Annotated in this window: 14 protein-coding genes, 2 tRNA genes and 1 pseudogene; 10 read left to right on the forward strand and 7 right to left on the reverse strand. The window is 49.5% G+C overall.

Features of this window, described 5'->3' with window-relative positions; translation table 11 throughout:
* The first annotated feature begins 4 nt into the window (after nucleotides 1-4).
* From fliQ to rcsA, 3 genes and pseudogenes are all read left to right on the forward strand, one after another.
* Complete coding sequence (fliQ, locus tag OGX83_RS15010) at nucleotides 5-274, forward strand: flagellar biosynthesis protein FliQ (RefSeq protein ID WP_008785117.1); 270 nt, start codon at nucleotides 5-7, stop codon at nucleotides 272-274.
* Between the two features lie 8 nt (nucleotides 275-282).
* Nucleotides 283-1,078 (forward strand): annotated as a pseudogene (fliR, locus tag OGX83_RS15015) (flagellar biosynthetic protein FliR).
* A gap of 278 nt (nucleotides 1,079-1,356) precedes the next feature.
* On the forward strand, nucleotides 1,357-1,980 hold the full coding sequence (gene rcsA / locus OGX83_RS15020) for a transcriptional regulator RcsA (RefSeq protein WP_003030421.1): 624 nt from the start codon (nucleotides 1,357-1,359) through the stop codon (nucleotides 1,978-1,980).
* A gap of 54 nt (nucleotides 1,981-2,034) precedes the next feature.
* Here rcsA and dsrB read toward each other — a convergent pair whose 3' ends face one another.
* The gene (gene dsrB, locus OGX83_RS15025) at nucleotides 2,035-2,223 is read right to left on the reverse strand and encodes a protein DsrB (protein WP_003030419.1); all 189 of its coding nucleotides are present in this window, start codon (nucleotides 2,221-2,223) and stop codon (nucleotides 2,035-2,037) included.
* A 163-nt stretch (nucleotides 2,224-2,386) separates the two neighbouring features.
* Here dsrB and yodD point away from each other — a divergent pair, with 163 nt between their 5' ends.
* A complete protein-coding gene (gene yodD, locus OGX83_RS15030) occupies nucleotides 2,387-2,614 on the forward strand; it encodes a YodD family peroxide/acid resistance protein (RefSeq protein WP_003030417.1) in 228 nt (75 codons plus the stop codon).
* 206 nt (nucleotides 2,615-2,820) lie between these two features.
* Here the strand turns inward: yodD and OGX83_RS15035 are convergent, their stop codons facing one another.
* Nucleotides 2,821-3,006 carry a YodC family protein gene (locus tag OGX83_RS15035; RefSeq protein WP_003030415.1) on the reverse strand — a complete coding sequence of 62 codons (186 nt, stop codon included), beginning with the start codon at nucleotides 3,004-3,006 and terminating at the stop codon, nucleotides 2,821-2,823.
* Nucleotides 3,007-3,083: 77 nt separating this feature from the next.
* Nucleotides 3,084-3,998 carry a DUF808 domain-containing protein gene (locus OGX83_RS15040; protein WP_172111214.1) on the reverse strand — a complete coding sequence of 305 codons (915 nt, stop codon included), beginning with the start codon at nucleotides 3,996-3,998 and terminating at the stop codon, nucleotides 3,084-3,086.
* Between the two features lie 175 nt (nucleotides 3,999-4,173).
* On the opposite strand from OGX83_RS15040, the gene yedA reads away from it, so the two are divergent.
* On the forward strand, nucleotides 4,174-5,094 hold the full coding sequence (yedA, locus tag OGX83_RS15045; protein WP_003834062.1) for a drug/metabolite exporter YedA: 921 nt from the start codon (nucleotides 4,174-4,176) through the stop codon (nucleotides 5,092-5,094).
* Here the strand turns inward: yedA and OGX83_RS15050 are convergent.
* The 3 genes from OGX83_RS15050 to OGX83_RS15060 all read right to left on the reverse strand — a co-directional run bounded on the left by OGX83_RS15050 (nucleotide 5,086) and on the right by OGX83_RS15060 (nucleotide 7,733).
* Entirely contained in the window at nucleotides 5,086-5,553 is a 468-nt protein-coding gene (locus tag OGX83_RS15050) for a very short patch repair endonuclease (RefSeq protein ID WP_286588416.1), read from the reverse strand. The two genes, yedA and OGX83_RS15050, sit on opposite strands and share 9 nt — an antisense overlap.
* On the reverse strand, nucleotides 5,534-6,964 hold the full coding sequence (locus tag OGX83_RS15055; protein ID WP_502873519.1) for a DNA cytosine methyltransferase: 1,431 nt from the start codon (nucleotides 6,962-6,964) through the stop codon (nucleotides 5,534-5,536). Before OGX83_RS15055 ends, OGX83_RS15050 begins: the two co-directional genes overlap by 20 nt.
* A 76-nt stretch (nucleotides 6,965-7,040) precedes the next feature.
* A complete protein-coding gene (locus OGX83_RS15060; RefSeq protein ID WP_286573415.1) occupies nucleotides 7,041-7,733 on the reverse strand; it encodes a phosphohydrolase in 693 nt (230 codons plus the stop codon).
* 441 nt (nucleotides 7,734-8,174) lie between these two features.
* Here OGX83_RS15060 and ompC point away from each other — a divergent pair, with 441 nt between their 5' ends.
* Nucleotides 8,175-9,362: a porin OmpC gene (gene ompC / locus OGX83_RS15065; RefSeq protein WP_128612320.1), complete on the forward strand. Its 1,188-nt coding sequence runs from the start codon at nucleotides 8,175-8,177 to the stop codon at nucleotides 9,360-9,362.
* 170 nt (nucleotides 9,363-9,532) lie between these two features.
* On the opposite strand, the gene OGX83_RS15070 is transcribed toward ompC, so the two are convergent.
* Nucleotides 9,533-9,622 (reverse strand) — tRNA-Ser (locus OGX83_RS15070).
* A 93-nt stretch (nucleotides 9,623-9,715) separates the two neighbouring features.
* Here OGX83_RS15070 and mtfA point away from each other — a divergent pair.
* The 4 genes from mtfA (at nucleotide 9,716) to OGX83_RS15090 (ending at nucleotide 13,658) form a co-directional block, all read left to right on the forward strand.
* The gene (mtfA, locus tag OGX83_RS15075; protein WP_032943883.1) at nucleotides 9,716-10,480 is read left to right on the forward strand and encodes a DgsA anti-repressor MtfA; all 765 of its coding nucleotides are present in this window, start codon (nucleotides 9,716-9,718) and stop codon (nucleotides 10,478-10,480) included.
* A gap of 132 nt (nucleotides 10,481-10,612) precedes the next feature.
* Nucleotides 10,613-10,688: transfer RNA gene (locus tag OGX83_RS15080), tRNA-Asn, on the forward strand.
* 260 nt (nucleotides 10,689-10,948) lie between these two features.
* Nucleotides 10,949-11,986, forward strand: coding sequence for an extracellular solute-binding protein (locus OGX83_RS15085; protein ID WP_003834073.1), 1,038 nt, complete (start codon nucleotides 10,949-10,951; stop codon nucleotides 11,984-11,986).
* A complete protein-coding gene (locus OGX83_RS15090) occupies nucleotides 11,970-13,658 on the forward strand; it encodes an ABC transporter permease (RefSeq protein ID WP_032943884.1) in 1,689 nt (562 codons plus the stop codon). Before OGX83_RS15085 ends, OGX83_RS15090 begins: the two co-directional genes overlap by 17 nt.
* Nucleotides 13,659-13,665 lie beyond the last annotated feature (7 nt).

A 13,665-nucleotide genomic window follows, 5' to 3' on the forward strand; every position in this document is an offset into this window, starting at 1 on the left:
CGAAATGACTCCTGAATCGGTCATGATGATGGGCACAGAGGCGATGAAAGTCGCTCTGGCCCTTGCCGCGCCTTTGCTGTTGGTCGCTCTCATCACGGGTCTTATCATCAGTATTCTGCAGGCGGCGACCCAGATTAACGAAATGACGCTGTCCTTCATCCCCAAAATTGTCGCGGTGTTTATTGCCATTATCGTTGCTGGCCCGTGGATGCTTAACCTGCTGCTCGACTACGTGCGTACGCTGTTCAGCAATATCCCCTATATCATCGGGTAGACAACGTTATGTTGCAGGTGTCCAGCGTTGAGTGGCTCCACTGGCTGAATTTATACTTCTGGCCTTTGCTGCGCATACTGGCGCTCATCTCAACGGCCCCCATCCTCAGTGAACGAGCCATCCCCAAACGGGTAAAGCTGGGGCTGGGGTTGATGATTACCGTCGTTATCGCCCCATCGATTCCCGCCGTTGACGTCCCCATCTTTTCTGTTGGCGCGCTTTGGCAGGCAATGCAACAAATCCTGATCGGTATCGCATTAGGCTTCACCATGCAGTTTGCGTTTGCCGCAGTACGTACCGCCGGGGAATTAATTGGCCTGCAAATGGGCCTTTCCTTCGCGACGTTCTTCGATCCCGGTAGCCGACTGAATATGCCGGTTCTGGCACGACTGATCGACATGCTCGCCATGCTGCTGTTCCTCACCTTTAACGGCCATTTATGGCTGATTTCGCTGCTGGTAGATACTTTTCATACTCTGCCCATCGGCGGCAATCCGGTGAACAGCAATGCGTTTCTCGCGCTGGCACGGGCAGGTAGCCTGATTTTCCTCAACGGACTAATGCTGGCCCTGCCGGTAATGACGCTGCTGCTCACGCTAAACCTCGCACTTGGTTTGTTAAATCGCATGGCACCACAGCTGTCGGTTTTCGTCATCGGCTTTCCTCTCACTCTGACCGTAGGTATTTCACTAATGGCGGCGCTAATGCCATTAATTGCGCCATTCTGCGAACGATTATTCAGTGAAATTTTTAATTTACTGGCCGATATCGTCAGCGAAATGCCAGGAAAATAATAACCCTTAATTTTTATCCTGTTTTACTAAGGATTGTCCTAAATTTAAAAAGTGACAACATCCACCAGGATATCTCTGTCGCGGCTTATTTGTTTTTGCCTCACTCACATAACGCAACATTCACTTTACTTTAAGATGTTTCCTGGCAAATTATACGCAACTTTACGGGATAGTAAATTCGCCTGAAAAACAGCGAAAGCGTCATCTTGGGTCGTTATTATTCCGTTTAGTTGTGATGAAATAATCAGGTAAGGGGAATTATCGTTACGCATTGAGTGAGGGTATGCCATGTCAACGATTATTATGGATTTATGCAGTTACACCCGACTAGGGTTAACCGGATATCTGGTAAGTCGGGGAGTGAAAAAAAGGGAAATCAACAACATTTCCAACGTTGATGAACTCAGCCTCGCCTGTGTCTCTCAACAACCCGCTGTGGTGTTTATTAATGAGGACTGCTTTATCCACGATCCTGCTAATAGCCAGCAAATAAAGCAAATCATTAATCAGCATCCCAGCACATTATTTATTGTGTTTATGGCAATTGCCAACGTGCATTTTGATGAATATCTACTCGTCAGAAAAAATTTATTGATTAGTTCTAAATCAATTAAACCTGACTCACTGGATAAACTACTTGGCGATATTCTGAAAAAGGAAGTAGATATTGCTATTGATGTGAACCTGCCAACATTATCATTAAGTCGAACCGAATCCAGCATGCTGCGTATGTGGATGGAGGGTCAAGGAACAATACAGATATCAGATCAAATGAATATCAAAGCCAAGACGGTGTCATCCCATAAGGGGAATATAAAACGAAAGATTAAAACGCATAATAAGCAAGTTATCTATCACGTTGTAAGGCTTACGGATAACGTCACCAATGGTATCTTTGTGAATATGCGCTAAGACGTTCTGACTGGTGGCGACCCCACCAGTCAGAATCAAACAGCGAAACTCATCTCACTCCACTTTTTCCACAAAGATACCATCCTGATGACCTGATTCATTAAAGAACCAGATACCGAGCGGGTAGTCTTCCAGCGAAACCAGGTACATGGTGCCTTCACTAAACTCTTCGATTGCCAGTACCACGCCCGGTCGACGAGGACCGCCGTCCGTTTTGACTGTGACCCGATCATTCACCTTCATAGTTTTCCTCCTGTGGCTTTGTGCCAGTGTAGAACAAATTCCTTTTTCTGGCAGCGCTGTGCACGCGCGATTGCGGGTTTTATCGACGGTCTATACTTAAGTTGTGCGTATCTGATGTTTGGGTACGCTCCCCCGGTATCCTTAACGGTTGAGAGGTATGAGGATGAAAACCGCGAAAGAGTACAGCGATACGGCCAAACGTGAAGTCAGCGTCGATGTCGACGCGCTGCTAAAGGCAATCAACGAAATCTGCGAGAGTGAAATTCATCGCAGCCAGGATGACCCGGAGCGCGTCAGCGTTGACGGGCGTGATTACCATACATGGCATGAACTGGCCGATGCGTTCGAGCTTGATATCCATGACTTTAGCGTGTCGGAGATCAATCGCTGACTGAGGGCGAAAAAAATCCCGGCCCTTATCGGGTCGGGATCAAGCTTGCTTATGCAAGAAGCACTTGTAAATTCGTTACACCAGGAAATCTGATGTGAACCAAACCTTATCTGCAATTTTTTTGCCTGACAAGTAAATAATTCTCACCGGAATGATAAATATAACTAATGGGTGAGAGATCACCAGGTTACGGTCGAGCCAAATGTTCAGGCATCCTGACAGAGCTGTCTTCGCTCGCCAGGCACCACCAGTTCATCTTCACGGAATGCTTCCCGTTTAACGCCAAAGCCGTCGTACCAGCGACACTCCACCATTCCGCTGGCATACCCGGTAACGATCATACGTGGGCCACCCTCTTTGGAGGTGACTTCCTCACTGACAGAAAAGACCATACCTGCCTCCTGTATCAAGAGAAACCTTTACACCTTAGATGACAAGGAGGCTTTTTGCGTAATCAGTCCTGTAACAATTAGTGCGAAATCCCGCGCACTCTGGCGACAGCTTTTACCAGCAAAACGACAATCCCACCGATGATAAAGCCGAGCACCAGGTTAAGCAGGGTCGGAAGCATTAGCGAAATCAATGTACTTTGCTGCTGAGCAAAATGTTCAATCGCATGATGCAGCGGCGATATTCCGTGTACCACAATGCCGCCTCCCACTAAAAACATCGCCAGTGTGCCGACCACAGAAAGTGTTTTCATAAGCCAGGGGGCAACCACCAGTAACCCTTTGCCCAACGACTGGGCAAGCAGGCTACGCTTTTCTGCCAACCAGTACCCAATGTCGTCAAGCTTAACGATAATCCCGACCAGGCCATACACGCCCACGGTCACCACTAACGCGATACCTGATAGCACCAACACCTGATTCAGCAAGGGTGCGTCCGCTACAATACCCAGCGTAATTGCGACAATCTCGGCAGACAAAATGAAGTCGGTACGTATTGCCCCTTTGATTTTATCTTTCTCAAAGGTGAGCGGATCCTGCGCCGCCAAAGATGTCAGACGCTGCTGACGTTCTTCCGGAGTTTCTTTGTGCTTCCGCGCCTCCAGGGTATGCAGAACCTTTTCCACCCCTTCAAAACAGAGAAACGCCCCGCCTACCATTAATAAGGGGGTGATCGCCCAGGGAATAAATGCGCTTATCAATAGCGCCAACGGCACCAGAATAACTTTGTTAACAAACGATCCTTTCGCCACACTCCAGACCACCGGGAGTTCGCGGTTCGCCCGCACGCCCGACACCTGCTGCGCATTAAGCGACAGATCATCCCCCAGCACGCCCGCGGTTTTTTTCGCGGCCAGTTTTCCCATCACTGAGATATCATCCAGCAGCGTGGCGATATCATCGAGTAAGGTCAGTAAGCTACTTCCTGCCAAAATTTTCACCCTCAATATTATTTTTTTGCAGTCATAAGTATGAAGTAAAACACGCCATGCTGAAACTGACCTTTCTGGTCAACAAGTTTTTAACATCAACACGTAATTATAAATCTCGCCAGTAAGATAGTTTTGACGTTTACTATGTTGCACCTTTTTATTTCCACCGTGAGGGATTATGCGTTTCAGGCAATTGTTACCGCTTTTCAGTGCGCTATTCGCGCTGTACATCATTTGGGGTTCCACGTACTTCGTTATTCGCATTGGCGTTGAAAGCTGGCCGCCGTTAATGATGGCAGCCGTACGTTTTCTCTCCGCGGGAATTTTATTAACAAGTTTCTTACTTATTCGTGGGCATAAGCTGCCCCCCTTACGCCTAATCCTGAACGCCGCGTTAATTGGTATCCTGCTGCTGGCTGTGGGTAATGGTCTGGTCACCGTCGCAGAACACCAAAATGTCCCTTCCGGTATTGCCGCCGTGGTGGTCGCCACCGTCCCGTTATTTACGCTGTGTTTTAGCCACTTTTTTGGCATCAAAACGCGCAAGCTGGAATGGTTGGGGATAGCGATTGGGCTAGCAGGGATCATCATGCTGAACAGCGGAGGCAATTTAAGTGGCAATCCGTGGGGCGCTATTTTAATCCTGATCGGTTCAATAAGCTGGGCGTTTGGCTCGGTGTACGGTTCACGCATTACGCTACCCGTTGGCATGATGGCCGGAGCCATTGAAATGTTAGCCGCCGGTATTGTGCTGATGTGCGCATCGCTACTCTCCGGGGAAAAACTGACCACCATGCCAACATTTTCAGGCTTTATGGCGGTGGCTTACCTGGCCCTGTTTGGCTCCATTATTGCCATTAATGCGTATATGTTCCTGATCCGCAATGTCAGCCCGGCGCTAGCCACCAGCTATGCCTACGTCAATCCGGTTGTTGCCGTGCTGTTAGGTACCGGTCTGGGGGGTGAAAGACTGGCCCCTATCGAATGGCTGGCGCTCGGCGTGATCGTGTTTGCTGTGGTGCTGGTAACGTTGGGGAAATACCTGTTCCCTGTTAAAGCGGATGCCGTTGCTACCCCGTCGGAAAAAACGTTACAGTAAATGAATACCGAGTGTGTCGATCTGCGCGGTGTCGCCACCGCCGCAGACCCACTCGATGACACGTTCAGATAACGCTTCATCGTCCAGCTTTTCACGACCACGCAGGGCGCACTCCCAGACAATCAGTACGCGCCAGCCCAGAGCCTGCAACTTTTCACAATCCCGCGCATCGCGCTGGACATTTTTGCCTATTTTTTCCAGCCAGAATTCCGTTCGTGTCGCGGGGACTTTAAACAAATAGCAATCGTGGTGGTGCCAGAAACAGCCGTGAGTAAAAATCACACAATGATAATCATCCACCACAAAATCGGGGCGACCGGGTAACGTCGCATCCTGCACGCGAAACGTTACCCCCTGCTCTGTCAGCACGCTGGCAAGGCGTTTTTCAATTGCGGTATCGCGGGTAGCTATCGCCCGCATATTTTTACTGCGTGTTGCTTTATCGTGAACGTCTGCCACGCTGGTTCTCTTTCTCGCGAATAGCAACTGCCTGCCTGATTTTCGGCTCCAGCAGCCTGGCCACCGCCGCAAATGCCGGAACGACCACCGAATTACCAAACTGGCGATAAGCCTGAGTATCTGACACAGGGATCCTGAACTGATAGCCCTGCGGAGATTCAAACCCCATCAGACGCGCGCACTCTCTGGGCGTAAGTCTGCGTGGGCGGTGGCGCTGATTCTGCGGATCGTCAAAATCTTTTTCACCCAGCGCCATATCCCAACCACGGTCAATCAGGATCTCCGCTCCATCCTTATAATAACGCGCAGATAACGTGCGCGTTACACAATCAGGGTTACCGGGATACACCATGCCATAGCCAAATCCATTGCCCCGCGCCTGATGCTTTTTCGCATAGCGATAGAGGTATTTCCACAGCACCGGCGTCAGTACATATTTCGCATCGACGGTCGGCTCAAGCAGTTCCGCCAGCGTGGTACGCCGCGGCGGATAACGCGTGACAATATCCCGCAGCGTGAAGTCTGATTTCAAATTCAGATCGCGTCGGAAGCCGACAAGCACGATACGTTCGCGATGCTGAGGCAAAAAATGTTGCCCATCGATAATTTTCGGATCGTCCGGGCCGTTATCCGCCGCATCCGCTACGTCATAACCCAGCTCGTCCAGCGTTTGCATAATGATGCGAAACGTTTTGCCCTGATCGTGACTCTTCAGGTTTTTGACGTTTTCGAGCACAAATATGGCGGGCCGACGCGCATCGATAATGCGCACCACGTCAAAAAATAGCGTGCCTTGCGTATCACAGGCGAAACCATGTGCCCGCCCTAACGCATTTTTCTTTGATACACCAGCCAGAGAAAATGGCTGACAAGGGAATCCGGCTAACAGCACGTCATGTTCAGGAACATGCTGGCGAATATGGTCTGCCGCCTGCTGGTCACTCACCCCATCGTGATGGCTGAGTGTGATATCACGAATATCTTCATTAAAGTTGTGCTGGAGCGGATCGCAGTAGTTGTTCGCTTTATAGGTGCGCACCGCATGCTTGTTCCACTCACTGGTAAACACGCACTGCCCGCCAATCGCTTCAAAGCCGCGACGAATACCGCCAATGCCAGCAAAAAGATCGATAAAGCGAAAGGCATAATGCGGATGATGCGCAGGTGGTTTCGGCAACAAAGTATTCAGATGAATGAGCTCGCGGTCGCTGAGGCGATGCCATGTTTCATTAGCAACCACTCGTTTAAAAATGGCCGGGCTCCAGCGGTTCTCGCCAACGCCATTCAGATGAGCAACCAGCGTTTTCACGTCATATATTTCAAGCAACTTGGCCAACATCACCTGCACGTCGGTCTCGTTTTCATCTGTCATCGGGTTCATGGAGCCTGCTACTGAAAAATTATCCTGCATACATTTAACCGGCAGAAATGGATAACCGACAGATTAACATAAATTAGCACGGTTGACGTTTCAGCCGTATTGGCGACTAGCGCGCTTTAAAGGGTTGAATCGCGTCAAGATCCAGCATTTCGTATTCTCCTTTTAGCTCCGCACTCAGCTTCGCCATATACGTCAGTAAAAAATCCGCATTATGTTGTGCCAAATGCCGCCCTTGCTCGGTTTGCATCGTCAACGGCAACGTCAATAACTTGGTCTGGAAGTGATCGAGCGCGTACTGTTTATCGTCTAGGCTACGCTTTCGGGCAAACGGATCTTCCGCATCAAACAGCGCAACCCCTAACGCCCCTGAAACGGCAAATACGCGCGCTAAACCAATTGCACCCAGCGCCTCAAGCCGGTCTGCATCCTGCACGATTTTCGCTTCAAGGGTTTCTGGCGCGATTTTGGCGCTAAAACTGTGCGCCTCAATGGCATGACACACTGCCGATAACCGCTGTTGTGGAAAATCCGGAAAATCGCGTATCAAAACACGACGTGTTTCCTTGGCTGCCAGTACCGACGAACAATGACGCTCAGGATGGTTCTTTGGCAGGCTGACGAGATCGTGGAAGTAGCACGCGGTCAACACCACCAGCCAGTCTACGGTTGCATCTGTACTCAGCTTTTGCGCCGTTATCCACACACGTCGAAAGTGAAAGATGTCATGTGCAGCATCTTGTCCAGAATGGTTATCAGCTAACCAGGCTTCAAATCGCGACTGCCAGTCGTGCAGTTTCATGCTATCTCCCTTTGTAGAAAGAAAATCACCTTAGCAACAATTTTCATTGCAGACCACTGCCCGCCCCATTACATAATCATCTTTTATTATTGCACTAAAAATAAAATCCACATGAATTTATAAAGCCCACCACGCCAATATCGAAAAATAATTTATATGAATATTAAAAACAAACATCTAAAACAAATAAAATACACATAACAAATAAATAGATAAACACATATAACTAACTGATTAAAAACAATTCACATGGCGAATACCAATGTAATTAACACATACGCATAATTATATAAAGATGCAAAAGAAACATTTTGAAATATTTTAAATACATTTGTTACATGTTATATTTTAAATTAAATGAACTTCATAGATAGTATCCAAATGTAGTCACTCGGATAGTACTACATATTCATTTTAATTATCATGCAAAGGGAATACATAATGAAAAGAAAAGTATTGGCACTGCTTCTCCCTGCTTTATTAGCTGCAGGCGCAGCAAATGCGGCTGAAATCTATAATAAGAACGGCAATAAACTGGATCTGTACGGTAAAGTCGACGGTCTGCGTTATTTCTCTGATAACCCTGGCGACGATGGCGATCAGACCTATGCCCGTCTGGGTTTTAAGGGCGAAACACAAATTAACGATATGCTGACTGGTTATGGTCAGTGGGAATACAACATCCTGGCTAACGGTACCGAAGGTGAAGGCGCAAATTCCTGGACTCGTCTGGCCTTTGCCGGCTTAGGTTTTGGCCAGAACGGTACCTTCGACTACGGTCGTAACTATGGCGTGGTCTACGACGTAGAAGCCTGGACCGATATGCTGCCAGAATTTGGCGGTGACACCTACACCCAGACCGACGTGTATATGACCGGTCGTACCAACGGCGTAGCCACCTACCGTAATAAAGGTTTCTTTGGTCAGGTTGATGGCCTGAACTTCGCACTGCAATACCAGGGTAATAATGAAAGTGCAGGAGCAGGCGAAGGTACTGGTAACGGTGAGAACCGTAAATTGTCTAGAGAGAACGGCGACGGTTTCGGTCTGTCAACCTCCTATGACTTCGACTTCGGTTTAAGCCTCGGCGCAGCATACTCCAGCTCTGACCGTTCAAATAACCAAGTTGCTAAAGGTTATCAGGATGGAATTAATCATCGCAGCAGCTATGCAGGTGGTGAGACAGCAGATGCCTGGACCATTGGTGCGAAGTATGACGCTAACAACGTGTACCTGGCTGCTATGTACGCAGAAACCCGTAACATGACATCATACGGTAGTGGAAAAAATGATGATGGCTCCGCGAAAGGCGGTATTGCCAACAAAACGCAGAACTTTGAAGTTGTTGCACAGTATCAGTTCGACTTCGGTCTGCGCCCTTCCGTCGCTTACCTGCAATCTAAAGGTAGCGATTTAGGTGGTCAGGAAGTCAGTCGTGGTAACTGGCGTTATGTCGACAAAGACCTGGTCAAATATGTTGATGTGGGTGTGACTTACTACTTCAACAAAAACATGTCCACCTATGTCGATTATAAAATCAACCTGCTGGATGAAGACGACAGCTTCTATGAAAGCAATGGTATCGCAACTGACGACATCGTTGCGGTTGGTTTAGTCTACCAGTTCTAATTGACGCAAAAACAAGCAAGCCCGCTTCATATGAAGCGGGCTTTTTATTTATCCGAAACGTATTTTTTTTATCACACGGGCATTACAACGATAAACTTGTGAGGATACTCAAAGAAAAAAACATCCATGAGAACTGTCGTTGAAAGCGAGGCGTGCAAGTGCTTGAATAGTGGCGGAGAGAGGGGGATTTGAACCCCCGGTAGAGTTGCCCCTACTCCGGTTTTCGAGACCGGTCCATTCAGCCGCTCTGGCATCTCTCCGTTTTGGCGGTTGCCATGATGCCAGGTAATTTGGCATTTTAACAGACCCCGTTCCGTCAATTTCGTTCAAGTGACGAGTTTGCGAGCAAAACGATGATTAAGTGGCCCTGGAAAGAGCAAGAAACAACCCGGAGTGACGACTGGCCGTGGGACGACGCCCTGGCTATTCCTCTTCTGGTGAATCTCACCGAGCAAGAACAAGCCAGGCTTATTGCCCTGGCCGAGCGCTTTTTACAGCAAAAAAGATTGGTAGCGCTTCAGGGGTTTGAGCTGGATCCACTAAAAAGTGCGCGCATTGCGCTGCTTTTCTGTTTGCCTGTTCTGGAATTGGGGATCGAGTGGCTCGACGGGTTTCATGAAGTTCTCATCTACCCTGCCCCGTTTGTCGTGGACGATGAATGGGAAGACGATATTGGGCTGGTACATAATCAACGTGTTGTACAGTCCGGGCAGAGCTGGCAGCAAGGTCCAATAATCCTCAACTGGCTCGACATTCAGGATTCTTTTGATGCCTCCGGCTTCAATCTGATCATCCATGAAGTGGCACATAAGCTTGATATGCGTAATGGCGACCGCGCCAGCGGTATTCCGGCGATCCCTCTGCGAGATATTGCCAGTTGGGAGCACGACCTGCATGCCGCAATGAATAACATTCAGGATGAAATTGATCTGGTCGGTGAAACCGCGTGCAGTATAGATGCCTACGCAGCGACCGATCCTGCCGAATGCTTTGCCGTTCTATCGGAGTATTTCTTCAGTGCCCCTGAATTATTTGCACCACGTTTTCCGGCATTATGGCAACGTTTCATTCAGTTTTACCGCCAGAACCCCATGGAGCGGTTACGCGATACCCGCTAAGGTGGCCATTGTCGCTCACCAAATGTGCATTAACGCTGAATTTGAAGATTAATTAACCAATTGAAATGACGCGCTAATTTTACTGTTGACACCTCATGGTGAGGTCAGTAATATGCGCCTCGTTCAAACGATTCCTCTGTAGTTCAGTCGGTAGAACGGCGGACTGTTAATCCGTATGTCACTGGTTCGAGTCCAGTCAGAGGAGCCATATTTAAGAAGCCTGCTTAGGAAACTAAGCAGGCTTTTTGCTTTTCAGGTCGCTATAAAATCCCTCTCATAAGCCCCCTGCCTGCTCTGCACCGCTGTTACATGCCGCATCACAACGTTGATTAAAGTTATGTAAATGTAAATCGTTTAAACTTTGCAATTATTGTAAGTGCTAGTGATTATCATTTATTGTACGCGAGCCAAAGGAACGAGCCCCCCGCTCGGTTCACTGTACGTTCCAATTACTCTGGGATATAAACGATGAATTCTCTGCCTCGCGCCGGACTGCGCCGTATCACCCTTGCCTCTGCCCTGGTCTTCTCTGTTAGCCTACCGGCTTTCGCTCAGGAAACGTTAACGCTCTATACCACCCGTGAACCGGGTCTGATCCAGCCTTTGCTTGATAGCTGGACCAAAACCAGCGGCATCAAAGTCAGTACGGTCTATATCAAGGACGGTATGCTTGAGCGCGTTAAAGCTGAAGGTAAAAATTCACCTGCTGACCTGCTGATGACCGTTGATGCCGGTAACCTCATTGATTTAGTGGAAGCGGGTGTAACTCAGCCAGTAGAGTCAGAAGCACTGAAAACCGCTATTCCGGCTAATCTGCGCGGCGCAGATAATCAGTGGTTTGCGCTGTCGATGCGTGCCCGCGTGCTGTATGCCGAGAAGTCACTGCCAATCGATAACTGGCATTACGAACAACTCGCCAGCCCTGAGTACAAAGGTAAAGTTTGTATTCGTTCCGGACAGCACCCGTATAACACAGCGCTGATCGCCGCAATGATTGCTCATCACGGTGAAGCAAAGACCGAAGAATGGCTGCGCGGTGTGAAAGCTAACCTGGCGCGTAAAGCTACCGGTGGCGACCGCGATGTAGCTCGCGATATTCTCGGTGGCATTTGCGATATTGGTCTCGCCAACTCCTATTACGTCGGCCATATGAAAAACGCCAAAGAAGGCAGTGATGCACGTCAGTGGGGCGATGCGATTAAAGTCGTTAAACCCACCTTTGAAAATGGCGGTACACACGTCAACATCAGTGGCGCAGCTGTAGCCCGCTATGCACCAAATAAAGCCGATGCCGTTAAGCTGATGGAATATCTGGTTTCCGCACCTGCCCAGCAGCAGTATGCAAAAGCGAACTTCGAATACCCGGTACTGAAAGGCGTGACGCTTGACCCGGTTATTAGCGCAACCATTGGTGAAATCGACGTCGACAAAACGCCGTTAACCGAAATCGTTAAATATCGTAAACAAGCTAGTCTGCTGGTAGATAAAGTTGGATTCGATCAATAAACCTCTGCAGTTTCCGACGTTACGCGGCCTGGTTTCCGGGCCGCAGTCATTATTAACGCCGCTACATCTTGGCGCGCTGTGCGTAGCGCTTGGCGTTCTGACACCGATCATTGCGCTGATTTGGCAGGCTACCCAGGCCGATTTATCTCACTGGGATAATCTCCTGACGTATGTACTGCCTGCCGCACTAAAAAATACCGTGCTGTTATTAGCCGGTGTCGCGGTGATGGTCGGCGTGATTGGCGTAGGCAGCGCATGGGCGGTAACGGCATGGGATTTTCCTGGACGTAAAATTCTTAGCTGGGCGTTACTGTTGCCGCTGGCGATGCCGACCTACATTGTGGCCTTTGCGTGGCTCGATCTGCTGCATCCGATTGGCCCTCTGCAAACCTTTATCCGTTTTTTATTGGGTTTTGACAGCCCAAGACAGTTCCGACTGCCTGATTTACGCTCACTTTCCGGCGCAATCATCCTGCTCGGATTAGTGCTGTACCCATACGTGTATCTGACAACCCGCGCCATGTTTATTAGCCAACCGGCTCATTTACTGGAAGCCGCACGCACGCTGGGATGCAGCGCAACCGGAACCTTCTTTCGTGTTGCTTTGCCCATGGCTCGTCCGGCGTTGGCCGTTGGGATCAGTCTGGCACTGCTGGAAACGCTCAACGATATTGGCGCATCGGAGTTCCTCGGGGTACAGACGTTAACCGTTACCGTGTACACCACATGGATCTCGCGTTCTGATTTATCTGCCGCGGCACAAATTGCCTGCATGATGCTGATGTTTATATTCCTTATTCTGACGCTGGAATTTTATGGTCGCAGAAAACAAGGATTCAGCAGCCGCAGCCTGCGGGAAATTCAACCAACGCGCGTGCAGGGCTGGCGTGGTTGGCTGCTCGGTGGCGTTATTTCACTGCCGGTTGTGCTGGGTTTTCTGGCTCCGGTACTGTTTTTAATGTGGGAAAGCGCCAAACGTATAGGTGATGAGAACCCCCTTTCCTCTTCGTTACTGTCAGCATTGCAAAATACGCTATCGCTGGCAGCGGGAACTACGCTAGTGGTGGTTTGCGTCAGTATGCTGGTGGCCTGGAGCGCGCGTCATAGCGCCGCAGACAACGCCATGCCGGGATTTCGTCGCGGCGTGATGCGTCTGGCCTCTTTAGGCTATGCGGTTCCCGGCACAATTCTGGCGATTGGCTTTTTAACCCCCGCCATGGCTGTCGACCGCTGGCTGGCCGATTTACTGGATGTTCGCGGCCTGCCGCTGATGTCCGCCGGGATCCTGCTGGTAATTTGTTGTGCCATGCGATTCCAGGCGATTGCCATTGGCGCGCTGGATTCTGGTCTGGGCCGCATTCCACCTTCACTGGAACAGGCGTCTCGTCTGTTGGGTGAGAATGGTGCGGGGACGTTTGCACGAGTCCATTTTCCCCTGCTGCGCCCGGCGTTAGTCAGCAGTGCCCTGCTGGTTTTTGCTGATGCCATGAAAGAGCTGCCAACAACGTTGCTTTTGCGCCCGGTCAATTTTGAAACGCTGGCAACGTTGCTGTATGCGGAAGCCGCCCGTGGAACCTATGAAGAAGGTGCTATCGCCGCGCTAATGATTGTTTTAGCTGGCACGCTACCGGTTATTTTGTTGGTGCGTCACCAAATGACTCGCCGTGGTTAAGAGAGCA

This window comes from Citrobacter sp. Cpo074 (assembly GCF_030332745.1).
GTDB classification, from domain to species: domain Bacteria; phylum Pseudomonadota; class Gammaproteobacteria; order Enterobacterales; family Enterobacteriaceae; genus Citrobacter; species Citrobacter portucalensis.